Source organism: Haloferax sp. S1W, assembly GCF_044593955.1.
In the GTDB taxonomy this organism is placed as follows: Archaea; Halobacteriota; Halobacteria; order Halobacteriales; family Haloferacaceae; genus Haloferax.
In genome coordinates this window covers 1,182,652-1,196,545 of sequence record NZ_CP172595.1, presented here as the reverse complement: position 1 = coordinate 1,196,545, position 13,894 = coordinate 1,182,652, and the positions used below count along the sequence as shown (strand labels likewise).

The window sequence follows — 13,894 nt, the reverse complement described above, 5'->3', positions numbered from 1 at the left end:
GTGTCGCTGAGTGCAACGCTGCGTAATCGAATTCGATTCCATACTTTTGGGAACGACACCGGTACTGTTTATCCGAGGGCTCGCAAACCACGGTCTATGAGGAGGCGGCGCTACGTACAGGCAGTGGGTGCGCTCGGTATCGTCGGTGCCGCGGGGTGTCTCGGCGGAGACGACAGTCGCCCAAACACCGGAGCGGCGGAAAACACCGGAACAGACGCCAGCGATGCGCCCGGCGGCGACGAGCGCGACATCGTGCTCGCGACAGCAACGACCGCCTACGACACGGGACTGCTCGACGTGCTTCACGAGGAGTTCACCGCGCGGTTCGATATCCGGGTCAAGACGCTCGTGCAGGGAACCGGCGCGGCCCTCAGGACTGCCGCTGACGGCGACGCAGATGTCGTCATTGCCCACGCCCGCGAGGCCGAAGACGAGTTCATCCGGGCGGGCCACGGCATCAACCGCCGCGATTTGATGCACAACGACTTCCTCGTCGTCGGCCCCGAATCCGACCCGGCGGGGGTCGGTGCTGTCGGGAACGACCCGCTCGCCGCCGTCCACGCAATCGCCGAAAGCGAGTCGCTGTTTCTCTCCCGCGGCGACGACTCCGGGACCCACCGCCGGGAACAGTCGCTGTGGGAACACTCAGAGGCAGACCCCTCGGGACGGTGGTATCAGGCCACCGGCGACGGAATGGGCGATACGCTCCGGCAAGCCAGCAGACGCGGCGCGTACACGCTCGTCGACCGCGGGACGTTCAGCGTGTTCGGCGATTCTATCTCACTCGTTCCTTTCGTCGAAGGGCCACTCGGCGGCGGTCCCGAACGCCTCCGAAACGACTACGGTATCATCCCGACGAACCCCGCCAGACACGACGTGAACTACCCGCTCGCGATGGCGTATGTCGGGTTCATGACCGGACGCACGGGACAGGAACTGATTCGGTCGTTCGGTGAATCGACGCTGTTCGTTCCCGACGCGCTGGACGAAGACCCGACGTTCGACCAGTACCGACCGGCCAGCGACAGGTCCTGAACACGTCGCGTTCTCGAAACTGGCGACTCGCAGCAGTATCGACCGCGAGTACGCACCCTTAAGAACCGCGACCCGCATCATTCGACCATGCAACCACGGGACCTCTCCGCGCACGCACCCTACGTGCCCGGCCGCGGGACAGAGGAGGTCGCCCGCGAACTCGGGTTGGACCCCGAGGACCTGACGAAACTCTCCTCGAACGAGAACCCCCACGGTCCGAGCCAACAGGCCGTCGCGGCTATCCAGGATGCCGCACCGACGGTGAGCGTCTATCCGAAGACGGCGCACACCGACCTGACGGAGAAACTGGCCGACAAGTGGGACCTCACACCCAAACAAGTGTGGGTTTCGCCCGGTGCCGACGGGGCTATCGACTACCTGACGCGAGCGATGCTCAAACCCGACGACCGCGTCCTCGAACCGTCGCCCGGATTTACCTACTACTCGATGAGCGCCCGCTACCACCACGGCGACGCCGCCCAGTACGAGGTGTCGAAGGGCGATGACTTCGAACAGACCGCCGAGTTGGTCCTCGACGTCTACGACGGCGAGCGGATGGTCTACCTGACGACGCCGCACAACCCGTCGGGGGCGACCTTCGCTATCGACGAACTCGAAACGCTCGCCGAATCGGTCGAAGACCACACGCTCCTCGTCGTCGACGAAGCGTACGGCGAGTTCTCCGCCGAACCCTCCGCAATCGACCTGCTCTCTGCGTACGATAACATCGCGGTGATGCGCACGTTCTCGAAGGCGTACGGCCTCGCCGGACTTCGAATCGGCTATGCCTGCGTTCCTGAGGCATGGGCCGACGCCTACGCCCGGGTGAACACGCCGTTCGCGGCCAGCGAACTCGCATGTCGCGCTGCTCTTGCGGCCCTCGACGACGAGGAACACGTCGAGAAGACGGTCGAATCGGTCGAGTGGTCCCGCGACTACCTCCGCGCCGAACTCGACGTGCCGACGTGGGAGAGCGCCGGAAACTTCGTCCTCGCGGAAGTCGGCGACGCTACTGCCGTCTCGGAGGCCTCCCAACGTGAGGGCGTCATCGTCCGCGACTGCTCTAGTTTCGGATTGCCGGAGTGCATCCGCATCTCCTGCGGGACGAAAGCACAGACGAAGCGCGCCGTCGAAGTCCTCAACCGAATCGTCTCGGAGGTGCCGCCCGCGTGAGAATCGCCGTCACCGGAACCCCCGGAACCGGGAAGACGACGGCGACAAACCTCGTCGCCGACGCGCTCGACCTCGACGTGGTCCACCTCAACCAACTCGTCAAAGACGAGGGACTGTGGACCGAGCGCGACGAAGACCGCGACACGCTCGTCGTCGACATCGACGCCGTCCGCGACCACCTCGGCGACTGGGACGGAATCGTCGAGAGCCATCTCGCACATCATCTCGACGCCGACCGAGTCGTCGTCCTTCGCTGCCGCCCGGATATCCTCGAACAGCGCCTGCTCGACCGAGGGGAACCCGAGGCGAAGGCACGCGAAAACCGCGAATCCGAAGCCCTCGACGTTGTCCTCGGCGAAGCCGTCGAGTTCCACGGTGAGGAGTCGGTCTACGAGATAGACACGACCGACCGCGACCCCGCGGCCGTCGCCGACGACATCGAAGCCGTCGCCGCAGGTGAGCGCGAACCGTCCGCCGGAACCGTCGACTTCATCGAATACCTATGACGCTCGACCAGTACCGCGACACCGCCGACAAACTCCTCGTCCCGTTCGTCTCCGCCGCTGATGCCATCGGGCTTTCCCCCAACGGCGTGAGCGTCATCGCCTTCGGGTTCGCCATCGCCGCGGGCGTCGCCTTCGGCCTCGCTGACCCGCTCTGGTACGGAGTCGGAGCCGTGTTCGTCTTCTTCAACGGCTGGCTCGACCTCGTCGACGGCGCGCTTGCACGCGAGCAAGGTGTCTCCTCTGAGGCTGGCGACCTGCTCGACCACGTGCTGGACCGCTACGCAGACATCGTCGTGCTCGTCGGCCTCGCGGCCGGAATCGAGTCGTACGCGCTCGGCCTCGCTGCCGTTACGGGTGTCCTCATGACCTCCTACCTCGGGACGCAGATTCAGGCGGTCGGTCTCGGCCGCGCCTACGGCGGCCTCGTCGGCCGCGCCGACCGACTGGCGCTCATCGGCCTCGTCGGCGTCGCGTCGGCTGTCTACACCAACACGCTCGCCGGATTCACGCTCGTCGGGTGGTTGCTGGTGTTCTTCGCCATCATCGGCCACTTCACCGCCTTCCAGCGCTTCTGGGGCGCGTGGAGCGACCTGACGTAAGACATTAGTTTTTCGACACGTTCGGGGAGGATGTGCCCTCCGTACTCCCGTCTCTCGGTCACGCTGGTTCGGCGAGTCTGTTCTGGATTCTCGTCGTCGCTTCGTCGGTCTGGCTCTCGCGCAACGCGGCCGCCCGCGACCACCGATTTCCGAATCTCCTCGGTGCGCTCCTCGTCGTGATACCAATCGGTGTCCTCGCATACCTCGTCGCGTACTGTCCGAAACACCCGCGGACGGGACCTGCAAGTCCCGCGGAGCGAGGCGCGCTCGCGGTGTTTTTCGCGGCTGGCGGGTCCTTCGCTACGGTCGGACAACTCCCGTTTTCTCTCCCCGGACTCCGGGAACTGCTGTATCCCGTCGGGTTCGTGGTGCTGCTTCCACTCACTCACCTCGTCGTCTACCGGCGTGGCTATCGCGTGGTGACTGACCCAATCAGTCGTCGCGCGGCGGCGCTCCATCGCCGAGAATAGCCCGCGAGATGTGGATGCCGGAGAAAACCCGGGAGACGTGGCCGTCACGACTGTGCTCACAATTCGCACCGCGTGGCCGGGGGCGTGTCTTTTATACGCGGCCGGGGGGTACGTGAGTGTATGCCTCAGTGCGAGATGTGCGGCTCCGACCAAGCCTCTCTGAAGAAAGTGAAGGTCGAAGGCGCAGAACTACAACTGTGTGACGACTGCGCCGAGTTCGGCACGGAGGTCCGCACCGAGTCGGCGTCCTCCAGCACGAGCACGAAGTACTCCACCTCCTCGTCGAGTTCGAAGACGTCTCGCTCCTCGGGGTCCTCTTCGTCCTCCTCGAAGACGCGCCGTCGCCGCGACATGTTCGACGACATGGACGAGATTGCGGCCGACTACGACGCTCGCATCCGCGACGCGCGTGAGTCCCGCAACATGAGCCAGGAGGACCTTGCGAAGTCCCTCAACGAGAAGGCGAGTCTCATCCGCAAACTCGAACGCGGTGACATCCTGCCACCGGACTCCGTCCGCGAGAAACTCGAACGCAAACTCGACATCTCGCTCGTCGAGGGCGCGAGCGACGACGAATCCGAGTGGTCCGGCGGCAGCAACACGACGACCACCCTCGGCGACGTTGTCAAGCGCAAAGACTGACGCGTTCGGCTCACTATCGCCGTTCTGATTCCTCACGATTTTCGACCGTCTCGTGGCAACGACGGCCCCGAAAACCAATTTATTAGTCTCGCCGTACCCCACGTCCGGTGTGTTCATCTTAGTCAATCTCAAGGCATACCCGTGTGACCCCATCGAAGTCGCAACCGCCGCGCGCGATGTCGCCGAACAGTCCGGCGTCCGCATCGCCGTCTCACCGCAGGCGGCCGACATCGCCCGTGTCGCAGACACAGGTGTCGAGACGTGGGCACAGCACGTCGACCCCAACGGCTACGGGAGCCATACCGGAAGCACCCTCGCGGAGGCTGTCGCCGAAGCGGGGGCGGTTGGAACGCTCATCAACCACTCCGAGAACCGACTGAAACTCGCCGACATCGACGGGTCGATTCAGGCGGCCGACCGTGCCGGTCTGGAGACCTGTGTCTGCGGCAACAACCCCGCCCAAATCGGCGCTGTCGCCGCACTCGGCCCCGACTCGGTCGCCGTCGAACCGCCGGAACTCATCGGTGGCGACGTGTCCGTCGCGACTGCCGACCCCGGAATCGTCACCGACGCCGTCGACTCCGCAGCCAACGTGGACGAGGACGTAGACGTGTACTGCGGTGCCGGTATCTCCACCGGCGACGACGTGGTGACCGCCGAAGAACTCGGCGCGTCGGGTATCCTTCTCGCGTCCGGCGTCGCCAAAGCCGACGACCCGCGCGCGGCGCTCGAAGACCTCGTCTCGGGACTGTAAGAAAGCGACCGCAGCGACTCAGTTTTCGGCCGACGACGCTCCGTCGTCAATGTCGATGTCGTCGAGGAACGACGCCTCGATAGCTGCGACCGTCTCTCGAAGTTCGTCGTCGTCCAAGAGGTCTGCGTACTCGTCGCTGACGAGGTCAGGAAGCGCGTACTCGTACTTCCCGCGACCGGCGTGGCGGATGAATCCCGCCCGACGGAGCGACCGGTTGCGACCGTACGCGAGGTGCTGGTTGCCAGTCTCGCCCGCAGCGACGTGGGCCGCAAGCGGTTCGGAGATACCGCGCTCGCGGTAGTGGGCGAGCATCCCGTGGTGCACCTCGTCGAGCGCGTCCACGATTGCCGTCATGCGGTCGACCACGTCGCGTCGGTCCTGCGCGCCCGGTGCCGGTTGCAGGTCCGCGGGTTCGAACTCGCCCATCTCGCTTTCGAAGTCGAATTCGTCGTCGGACGCGTCGGCGCGTTCGAGACTACCGAACCCGTGTGTGGGCCACGGTGGACCGTCAGGCGCTTCGAGGAGCGGTCTGGGCGGCGAATCGGATGTGGCGGCCTGTGCCGGGCTGGTGTCGTCTCCGGCGTCGGTGTCCGCTCCTGCCGTCGCCTCGGCAACGTCTGAATCAGTCGGTTCGCCAGCGTTCTGGGTGTTGTACTCCGCGAGGGCCGCCTGCTGTTCTTCCGGCCGGTTTAGGTTCCGCCCCGACCCGCCGCGGTAGGGCGCTTCTGCCTTCTGGAACATCGCCTGTGCGAACTGGTCGGCCATCCGCGACAGGTCGCGGGCCTCCTCTAACTCGCGTTCGAGTTGCCGAATTTTGGCATCCTTCTTTTCGAGTTCCTGTCTCAGGTCGGCGATTTGGCTCTCTCGACGGGCTTTCTCGTCGGATATCTCTTTCAGGTCCGAGACGAGGTCGCCGTCGACGGACTTCAGGTCGGGCCGTTCGAAGTCGTCGAGACCGGGAGTCGCTCCTGCGTCGAACGTCTGTTTTTTGTGGAACTGGACGCGCCGAATCGTCTCGGACCAGTCGGTGACGAGGAAGCCCTCGCCGTTGCCCATGTCCTCGATGGCATCGGCGTACTCCGACCCGAGGATACGGCCGACGACCTTGGTGTCGTTGCGCCAGGTGAGACGGTGCCAGACCAGCCAGTCACACTGGGTGATAAAGTCCTTTTTCACGTCGGCCGGGCGCTGGGAGATACCGACGACGCCGAGGCCGTGCTTCCGTCCGCGCTTGCCGATTTTGATGAGCATCTTGCCCGCTTCGTCCATCCCGCCCTTCTCCGGGATGTACTCGTGGCACTCCTCGATGAGCATCAAAAACGGCTTCTTGAGTTTCTTTTCCTTGGCGAAGAGGTGCTTTGCGACCTCAGTCACGAGTTCGTCGGCCGCGGCGTCGTCGAGGTAGCCGGACACGTCGAGAATGATTGGGACGTTCTGTTCGAGCGCGAGCGTCGCGAGTCGTTCGGCGTGTTCGGGACTCACCTGTATGTCGCACTCGTCGTCCGCACCCGCATGTAAGAGTTCGAACTCCTGTTTGAGTCCGTAGTACTCGCCGTCGGTGTCGACGATGAGTACCGGGAAGTTCGCCGACAGCAGGTTCTCGATGATAACCGACGCCGTGTTCGACTTCCCGGACCCGGACTTGCCCGTAATGAACCCTCGACCGGTCAGGATATCGACCACCGGCAGGTGGACCGTCGTGCCCGGGTCTTCGGTACCAACTCCCCCTGGACCGCTACTAATCTCGGCAACCGAGATGGTTTCCGTGTCCGAATCCGTCATCCGGTTTTTTCGACTCTTCCGGGGGTCATAGTTCCTCCCCCTCCGGGCGAGTCAAGTTTTATCAGGTGGCCGGGCAAGGTTTGGTCGATGATAGACGGGGACGGAGACGACATCTCCATTCTCCACGTTGACGACGACCCGATGTTCTCTGAGCTGGTGTCTCGCAACCTCTCGCGCCGCCTCGACGGTGCGACTATCGACACCTGCGACCGGCCGGAAGCGGTCCTCGAACGGGTCGACGCTAACAGCGTCGACTGTATCGTCTCCGACTACCAGATGCCGGGGATGAACGGCGTCGAACTACTCGAATCAGTTCGTCAGACGAGCGACGTTCCGTTCATTCTGTTCACCGGCCACGGGTCCGAAGCGGTTGCGAGCGACGCTATCGCCGCTGGAGTCACCGATTACGTCCAGAAAGACCCCGGCGGCAACCAGTGGGTCTTACTCACGAACCGAATTCAGCGGGCGGTCCGCGAACACCGCGCGCTCGCCGCACAGGAGGAATCGGACCGCCGGTTTACGACACTCATTCAAGCGATGCCAGGGGCCGCCTATCGCTCACCGCTCGATTCTGACTGGCCGATAGATTTCGTCTCCGATGGCTGCCGAGAACTCACCGGCTACGACCCCGATGAACTCGAATCCGGCGAGATAACGTGGGGGAGAGATATCGTCCACCCGGACCACCGCGGCGCGGGCTGGGACGACATTCTCGACGCCGTCGAGGCGGGCGAGCGGTTCGACAGAACCTATCGAATCCGAACCCGCGAGGGTGAGACGAAGTGGGTTCGAGAACAGGGCCTCGGCGTGCTGGAGAACGGCGAGGCCGTGGCTATCGAGGGGTACATCTTCGACGTGACGGACGAGCACCGACGCGGCGTCGAGTTACGAGAAAAGGAGACGCTCCTCGACTCGCTGTTCGAGAACGTCCCCGTCCATCTCTTCGTGAAAGACGAGGAGGCGAGACACGTCCGCGTGAGTTCGGCCGTCGTCGACAACCCCGAGGAGTTCGTCGGGAAAACGGACCTCGAGACGCGTGCACCCTCGGGAAAAGAACACGACCGGAACGCGTACGAAGACGACCTCTCCGTCCTCGAAACGGGCGAGCCGATTCTCGACAAAGAAGAGTACATGCCGAAACTCGGCCGGTGGAACCTCACGTCGAAAGTTCCGTGGACCGACGACGACGGCACCGTCGTCGGAATCATCGGCGTCTCCCAAGACATCACCGAGCGAAAGAGCCAACGTCAGGCGCTTTCTCGCCAGAACGAGCGCCTCGCAGAGTTCGCAAGCATCGTCTCTCACGACCTTCGAAACCCGCTGAGCGTCGCCTGTGGCAACCTCGAACTCCTTCGAAAAAACATCGACGACGACCGACTCGAAACGGCCTCCGACGCGCTCGACCGCATCGACGACATCGTCGAAGACGTACTGTCGATGGCCCGCGACGGGCCGAACGTCCTCGACAGAACGCGCGTCGGTCTCGAAGACGCTGTCGAAGAAGCGTGGCAGACCGTCCACTCAGAGGGTGTGACACTAGAGCGACCCGAACCGCTCGGGGCGGTCTACTGCGACCGGGCGCGACTCGTCCGACTCCTCGAAAACCTGCTTCGAAACGCTGTCGAGCACGGCACTTCGGACGACCAGACGCTCTCTACGATAACCGTTCGGCGACTCGAAGACGACATTGGCTTCGCCGTCATCGACGACGGTCCCGGTATTCCAGAAGCGAAGCGTGACACAGTTTTCGAACGGGGATACACCACAAACGAAGCGGGTACCGGCTACGGCCTCGCCATCGTCGCCGACATCGCTATCGCTCACGGCTGGGTCGTGCGGATACGAAACGGAGACGCGGGCGGGGCACGAATCGAAGTTGTGACCGACCAGCGACTCACCCTCGATACCGACACTCAGTCGAACTCGAGGAGCGACGACTGACCGCCGCGGGTAGGACGCCCGGAGTTATCCTCAGTGTCGTCTTCGGACCCACGCACCTGCCCGCCTTCTGCGTCCTCTTTTCGACCGTCCGCTGTCTCGTCAGGGTCCTGACTCGCGGGTCCGTCCACACTTTCGAAGTCGGTCAGTTGCGGTGATTCGTTGGTGTCTGTGTGGTCGTCTCGGTCGGCGCTGGTGTCTGTGTGGTTGTCACGGTCGGCGCTGGTGTCTGTGTGGTCGTCGCGCTCTTCTTCGGTTCTTCTCCCGGCGTCGTCGCCGCCAGCAGATTCCCAGCCGTCGAGACTCGACTGGTCGGCCGAGGAAAACGAGAGGTTCGAGACGCGGACGCCGAGTTTCCGAACTGTCTCGGCGTCGAACTCGGCGTCGAGCAGGTCGAGCGCCACGTCGGTCACGAGGTCCGGGTCGTCCACCGGGCCGGGCAGCGACTGCGCTCGGGTGTTGATGTCGAACGGCGGGACGACCACTTTGATGCCAATCGTTCGGTACATCGCCCCGCGCGAGCGAGCGCGGTCTGCCACGTCGGCGGCGAGCGCGCGGACCACCTCGCGTTTGGCTTCTGGGTCGTCGGTCGGGTCGGTAAACGCCGACTCTCTGGAGAGGCTCTTCGGCCGCCCGGTGGGCGTGACCGCCCTGTCGTCGTCGCCGTTTGCGCGCTCGGCGAGTTCGCGCCCGCGTGACCCAAAGCGCGATTCGAGCGTCCGCACGTCGGCGTCCGCGAGGTCACCGGCGGTTTCGATGCCGAGCGACCGCAGTTCGCGCGCCGTGACCGGGCCGACGCCGTGAATCTCTTCGACCGAAATCGGCGCGAGAAACGACCGCACCTCGCCGGGCGGGACGACCACGAGACCGTCCGGTTTGTCGAAGTCCGACGCAATCTTCGCCGTGGACATGTTGGGCGCGACGCCGATTGATGCGGTGACGCCCACCTCGCGCTCGATGCGCTGTTTCACGTACCGGGCGAACCCCTCGGCGAGCGTTCGGTCGCCGGACGCAGCGCGGTCCCACGCAGTTCGCTCGGTGACGTCCAAGTACGCCTCGTCGATGCTCACTTCGCGGACCACGTCGGCGCAGTCGTGCAGAATCTCCTTGACATCGGCGGCGACCGCCTTGTAGAACTCGATATCTACGGGGCGGTAGTGACCGGCCGCATCGGGGTCGTCGGCGGGGTCAAGGCCCTTGATTCGGGGCAATCTGTCCAGCGCCGTCGAGATTGGCTGGGCGCTCTCGACGCCGAACGTCCGGGCCTCGTAACTCGCCGTGGCGACTGCGCCGTGTCCCTCGCCCGGTTCGTACCCCATGCCGACGACGAGTGGTTCGCCGACCAGTTCGGGTTCCCGCAGGCGCTCGCAGGCAGCGTAGAAACAGTCTATATCGACGTGGAGGACGACCCTATCGGACCGGTCGTCAGCGTCCGTTCCGGGCAGCGTCTCCCCCGCCATGCTCGTGGGTTGGGTGCGAACGTACCTGAACCTTCAGATAGCGCAGTGAAAGTAAAGGGCGGAGCGGTGTCGCGGTCGGAGTGACGAGATGCCGATTACTTCAGCCGTTCCTGCAAAAACGAGGGGTGCGCGGCGGTGACGCCGTCGATAGAGAGAATGTCATCGGAGATGACATCACCGAGCGCGTCGCCGTCGGGGGCGCGAGCCTCGGCCATCAACATGTGGTCGCCAGACGAGGTGTAGAGCGATTCGACCGAATCGAGGTCCTTCAGCGCACGCGTCGCCTCGACGTACCGCTCGCTGGCCACGTCGATTCCGACCATCGCAATCGACTGTCCGGCGAGCTTCTTCGGGTCGATATCGGCTGAGTAACCGATGATGACCCCGTCGTCTTCGAGTTTGTGGATGTACTTGCGAACCGTCGGCTTCGACACGCCCGCCCGGTCTGCAATCTCGGCGTACGACGCTTTCGCGTCGTCCTCCAAGACGGCGAGGATGCGTCCCTCCGTGGACGTGGTTTCCATGGCCTCTGATTTTCCAAGGAGAGAAAAATATCTTGCGAATCCGAAAAGGGTTCTCCGTCACGTCGAAACCGACGAGATGTCGGTGGCGACGAACGGCGGAGCGCCGTTATTTGTGCTTGTCGAGGAACTTGTCGAAGGACCGTTCCCACTCGTAGGAGTCGTCGAAGTAGCGCTCAGCGAGTGGCTCGTCGGGCATCTCGCCGATTTTCTTCTTCTCCTGCTGGTAGGACAGACGGTCTTTTTCGACGAAGTACCGGCCGGTGAGGACGGTCCCCTCGTGGAGCGCGTTCTCCGTCTCGAACATCATCTCGGAGGCCTCCGCACGGTTCGTGTTGTCGAACTCGTAGTCGTCGGACTCGTTGATGTCGATGTACGGGACGTACTGACGGGCGTCCTTGTTCCACGTCGGACACTGCGTGAGGAAGTCGACGTGGGAAAAGCCGTCGTGCTCGATGGCTTCGACGATGATTTCCTTGGCCTGGTTCGGGTTGACCGCGGCCGTGCGAGCGATGTAGGACGCACCCGCGTTCAGCGACAGCGAGAGCGGGCGCAGCGGCGTCTTGGCCGAGCCGTGGGGCTGGGTCTTCGACTTGTGGCCCTTCGGCGACGTCGGGGACGTCTGTCCCTTCGTCAGGCCGAAAATCTCGTTGTTGAACACGATGTACGTGATGTCGTGGTTCTCACGGGCGGTGTGCATGAAGTGGTTGCCACCGATACCGTAGCCGTCACCGTCACCACCGGCAGCCACGACCGTAAGGCCGGGGTTGGCCAGCTTTGCGGCGCGAGCGATGGGGAGCGAGCGGCCGTGGATGGTGTGGAAGCCGTAGCTGTTGAAGTAGCTGTTGAGCTTCCCGGAACAGCCGATACCCGTCATGACCATCATCTCGTCGGGCGAGAGGCCGAGTTCGGCTGCCGCACCCTTCAGTGCCTTGAGGACACCGAAGTCACCACAGCCAGGACACCACGTCGGCTGGGGTTCGAGTCCAGGGGTGAACTCGTTTTGGTCTTTCTCCGTTTCTTCACCGATTGCGCTGAATGCACTCATGATTATTCACCCACCTTGGGGACGAACTTCGTACGGTTGTCCGGGAGCGCCTCGCCTTCGAGGAGCGCCGTCTCGAACCCTTCGACAATGTCGAGCGGTTCGAACGGATTCCCGTTGTATTTGAGGAGACTCGACATCTTGTCGCCGTAGCCGCCGAGTTCCTTCTGGACGAGTCCGCGGAACTGCGCGGACGCCGTCATTTCGACGACGAGCGCCTCGTCGACGCTGTCGAGGAACGATTTGACCTGTTCTTTGGGGAACGGCATCAGTTCGGAGACGCCGAAGACCTTGACCGAGTGACCCTTCTCGTTGAGTTCGTCGGCCGCCTCTTCGACGGTACCCTGCTGGCTACCGAACGTGACGAGGCCGTAGTCGGCGTCTTCCGGACCGTAGACCGTGTTGAACCCGCTGTCTTCGTCGAGTTCCGCGCGGATGGACTCGACTTTCTGCATGCGGCGGTTCATCTGGGCGATACGGTTGTCGGGGTCCTCCGAGATGTGACCCGCGGGCATGTGTTCGTTACCCGTCGCGAGGTAGCGACCGCCCTTCTGGCCGGGCAGCGAGCGCGGCGAGACACCGTTTTCGGTGTCGTGCTGGTAGCGCTGGTACTTACCCGAGTCGTCGTGCGGTGCCTCTTCGAGTTCGGCTTCCGAGAGGACAGAGCCGAGGTCGGCGTTTGGCTCTTCGTCGAAGACCGACGCCGGGACGTTCGAGAGTTCGCCACCGAGCTTCTGGTCGTAGAGGACGATAGACGGAATCTGGTACTCGTAGGCAATCTGGAACGCCTTGCGCGTCTGGTCGTACGCCTCGGCAGCCGTGCCGGGGGCGAAGACGACGCGGTGGGAGTCGCCCTGCGAGGTGTACAGGACGTGCTCCATGTCAGACTGCTCGGGCTTCGTCGGCATACCCGTCGACGGACCGGCGCGCATGGCCTCGACGAGGACGAGAGGCGTCTCGGTGATTTCCGCAAGACCGAGCGGCTCGGACATGAGCGAGAAACCGCCACCGGACGACCCGGACATGGCCTTCACACCGGCGTGGGACGCACCCATTGCCAGCGCGGCGGCCGCAATCTCGTCTTCGACCTGCTCGGAGATACCGCCGAGTTCAGGGAGATTCTGCGACATGATGACGAAGACTTCCGTCCACGGGGTCATCGGGTAGCCCGAGATGAAGCGGCAGCCTTCGTCGATAGCGGCGTAGGCAATCGCGTCAGAACCGGAGATGAGAACCTGTTCTTCGTCGTGTTCGCCGGTCGGTGCCGATACGTCGGGGGCGTCCACGTCGTACTCGGATTTGACCGTCTCGTAGGCGTCGTCGAAGACTTCGAGGTTGGGTTCGAGAATCTTCTCCGGCATCGCGTCCGACATCAGGCTCTTGATGACGTCGGGTTCGATGTCGGCGATGGCGCACGTGACGGCGACACCGGCGGTGTTGCGCATGACCTCGCGTCCGTGCTCGCGGGCCATACTGCGCAGGTCGATGTCGTAGACGTGCCAGTTGTTCTCCTCGACACGCTCGTCGAAGTCCTCGATTTCGGAGGCGTCGAGCAGGCCGGAGTCGTAGACGATGACGCCGCCTTCGGCGAGTTCGTCGAGGTTCTCCGACAGCGGCTTGATCTCCTCGTTGCCGTAGTAGGCACCTTCGCTCGGATTACGGGCGAAGGAGTCACCGAGCGCGAGGAGGAAGTTGTACCCGTCACCACGGGACTGAATCGGGTCCGCACTCACGCGGACCTCAGTGTACGTGTGGCCACCGCGGATGCGCGACGGATAGTGGCGATGCGTGAAAACGTGTAGCCCCGCTCGCATCAGGGCTTTGGCGAAGTTCTGGCTGGTCGAGGCGATGCCGTCACCGGAACCCCCTGCAATGCGCCAGATAAGTTCGTGGTCAGTCATATTTGAGCTCACGGCCCCGCTGGGGCGCTATCTGAAGATTTGGTAGGGGTTCGATTAAAGACTTTGCT

13 protein-coding genes are annotated in these 13,894 nt (G+C 63.7%); 8 read left to right on the top strand and 5 right to left on the bottom strand.

The features are described from left to right. Positions 1-96: 96 nt before the first annotated feature. The 7 genes from ACH9L7_RS06250 to tpiA all read left to right on the top strand — a co-directional run bounded on the left by ACH9L7_RS06250 (position 97) and on the right by tpiA (position 5,179). Positions 97-1,035 (top strand): substrate-binding domain-containing protein, encoded by a 939-nt coding sequence (locus ACH9L7_RS06250; protein WP_396612870.1) that lies wholly within the window; start codon positions 97-99, stop codon positions 1,033-1,035. A gap of 87 nt (positions 1,036-1,122) precedes the next feature. Further along, a complete protein-coding gene (hisC, locus tag ACH9L7_RS06245; protein WP_396612869.1) occupies positions 1,123-2,208 on the top strand; it encodes a histidinol-phosphate transaminase in 1,086 nt (361 codons plus the stop codon). Next, positions 2,205-2,714, top strand: a complete 510-nt coding sequence (locus ACH9L7_RS06240; RefSeq protein ID WP_396612868.1) for an adenylate kinase family protein — start codon at positions 2,205-2,207, stop codon at positions 2,712-2,714. The genes hisC and ACH9L7_RS06240 overlap by 4 nt, the downstream gene beginning before the upstream one ends. Continuing rightward, positions 2,711-3,313: a CDP-alcohol phosphatidyltransferase family protein gene (locus ACH9L7_RS06235; RefSeq protein ID WP_396612867.1), complete on the top strand. Its 603-nt coding sequence runs from the start codon at positions 2,711-2,713 to the stop codon at positions 3,311-3,313. Before ACH9L7_RS06240 ends, ACH9L7_RS06235 begins: the two co-directional genes overlap by 4 nt. Positions 3,314-3,345: 32 nt before the next feature. After that, complete coding sequence (locus tag ACH9L7_RS06230) at positions 3,346-3,783, top strand: hypothetical protein (RefSeq protein ID WP_396612866.1); 438 nt, start codon at positions 3,346-3,348, stop codon at positions 3,781-3,783. Positions 3,784-3,903: 120 nt separating this feature from the next. After that, positions 3,904-4,425, top strand: coding sequence for a multiprotein bridging factor aMBF1 (locus ACH9L7_RS06225; RefSeq protein WP_396612865.1), 522 nt, complete (start codon positions 3,904-3,906; stop codon positions 4,423-4,425). A gap of 109 nt (positions 4,426-4,534) precedes the next feature. Continuing rightward, entirely contained in the window at positions 4,535-5,179 is a 645-nt protein-coding gene (gene tpiA / locus ACH9L7_RS06220; RefSeq protein WP_396612864.1) for a triose-phosphate isomerase, read from the top strand. Between the two features lie 18 nt (positions 5,180-5,197). On the opposite strand, the gene ACH9L7_RS06215 is transcribed toward tpiA, so the two are convergent. Beyond that, positions 5,198-6,961 carry a helicase HerA domain-containing protein gene (locus ACH9L7_RS06215; RefSeq protein WP_396612863.1) on the bottom strand — a complete coding sequence of 588 codons (1,764 nt, stop codon included), beginning with the start codon at positions 6,959-6,961 and terminating at the stop codon, positions 5,198-5,200. A gap of 87 nt (positions 6,962-7,048) precedes the next feature. Here ACH9L7_RS06215 and ACH9L7_RS06210 point away from each other — a divergent pair, with 87 nt between their 5' ends. Then, on the top strand, positions 7,049-8,902 hold the full coding sequence (locus ACH9L7_RS06210; protein WP_396612862.1) for a response regulator: 1,854 nt from the start codon (positions 7,049-7,051) through the stop codon (positions 8,900-8,902). Here ACH9L7_RS06210 and dinB read toward each other — a convergent pair. The 4 genes from dinB to ACH9L7_RS06190 all read right to left on the bottom strand — a co-directional run bounded on the left by dinB (position 8,875) and on the right by ACH9L7_RS06190 (position 13,826). Beyond that, on the bottom strand, positions 8,875-10,359 hold the full coding sequence (gene dinB / locus ACH9L7_RS06205; protein WP_396612861.1) for a DNA polymerase IV: 1,485 nt from the start codon (positions 10,357-10,359) through the stop codon (positions 8,875-8,877). The genes ACH9L7_RS06210 and dinB overlap by 28 nt on opposite strands. Before the next feature lie 95 nt (positions 10,360-10,454). Further along, positions 10,455-10,883 (bottom strand): HTH-type transcriptional regulator LrpA1, encoded by a 429-nt coding sequence (gene lrpA1, locus ACH9L7_RS06200; RefSeq protein WP_396612860.1) that lies wholly within the window; start codon positions 10,881-10,883, stop codon positions 10,455-10,457. Between the two features lie 106 nt (positions 10,884-10,989). Beyond that, complete coding sequence (locus ACH9L7_RS06195; RefSeq protein WP_396612859.1) at positions 10,990-11,928, bottom strand: thiamine pyrophosphate-dependent enzyme; 939 nt, start codon at positions 11,926-11,928, stop codon at positions 10,990-10,992. 2 nt (positions 11,929-11,930) lie between these two features. Further along, the gene (locus tag ACH9L7_RS06190; protein ID WP_396612858.1) at positions 11,931-13,826 is read right to left on the bottom strand and encodes a 2-oxoacid:acceptor oxidoreductase subunit alpha; all 1,896 of its coding nucleotides are present in this window, start codon (positions 13,824-13,826) and stop codon (positions 11,931-11,933) included. Positions 13,827-13,894: the final 68 nt, after the last annotated feature.

Coding starts and splice junctions, on each gene's coding strand:
- ACH9L7_RS06250 (WP_396612870.1), top strand. CDS start 97: ATGAGGAGGCGGCGCTACGTACAGGCAGTGGGTGCGCTCGGTATCGTC.
- hisC (WP_396612869.1), top strand. CDS start 1,123: ATGCAACCACGGGACCTCTCCGCGCACGCACCCTACGTGCCCGGCCGC.
- ACH9L7_RS06235 (WP_396612867.1), top strand. CDS start 2,711: ATGACGCTCGACCAGTACCGCGACACCGCCGACAAACTCCTCGTCCCG.
- ACH9L7_RS06225 (WP_396612865.1), top strand. CDS start 3,904: ATGCCTCAGTGCGAGATGTGCGGCTCCGACCAAGCCTCTCTGAAGAAA.
- ACH9L7_RS06215 (WP_396612863.1), bottom strand. CDS start 6,961: ATGACGGATTCGGACACGGAAACCATCTCGGTTGCCGAGATTAGTAGC.
- ACH9L7_RS06210 (WP_396612862.1), top strand. CDS start 7,049: ATGATAGACGGGGACGGAGACGACATCTCCATTCTCCACGTTGACGAC.
- dinB (WP_396612861.1), bottom strand. CDS start 10,359: ATGGCGGGGGAGACGCTGCCCGGAACGGACGCTGACGACCGGTCCGAT.
- lrpA1 (WP_396612860.1), bottom strand. CDS start 10,883: ATGGAAACCACGTCCACGGAGGGACGCATCCTCGCCGTCTTGGAGGAC.
- ACH9L7_RS06195 (WP_396612859.1), bottom strand. CDS start 11,928: ATGAGTGCATTCAGCGCAATCGGTGAAGAAACGGAGAAAGACCAAAAC.
- ACH9L7_RS06190 (WP_396612858.1), bottom strand. CDS start 13,826: ATGACTGACCACGAACTTATCTGGCGCATTGCAGGGGGTTCCGGTGAC.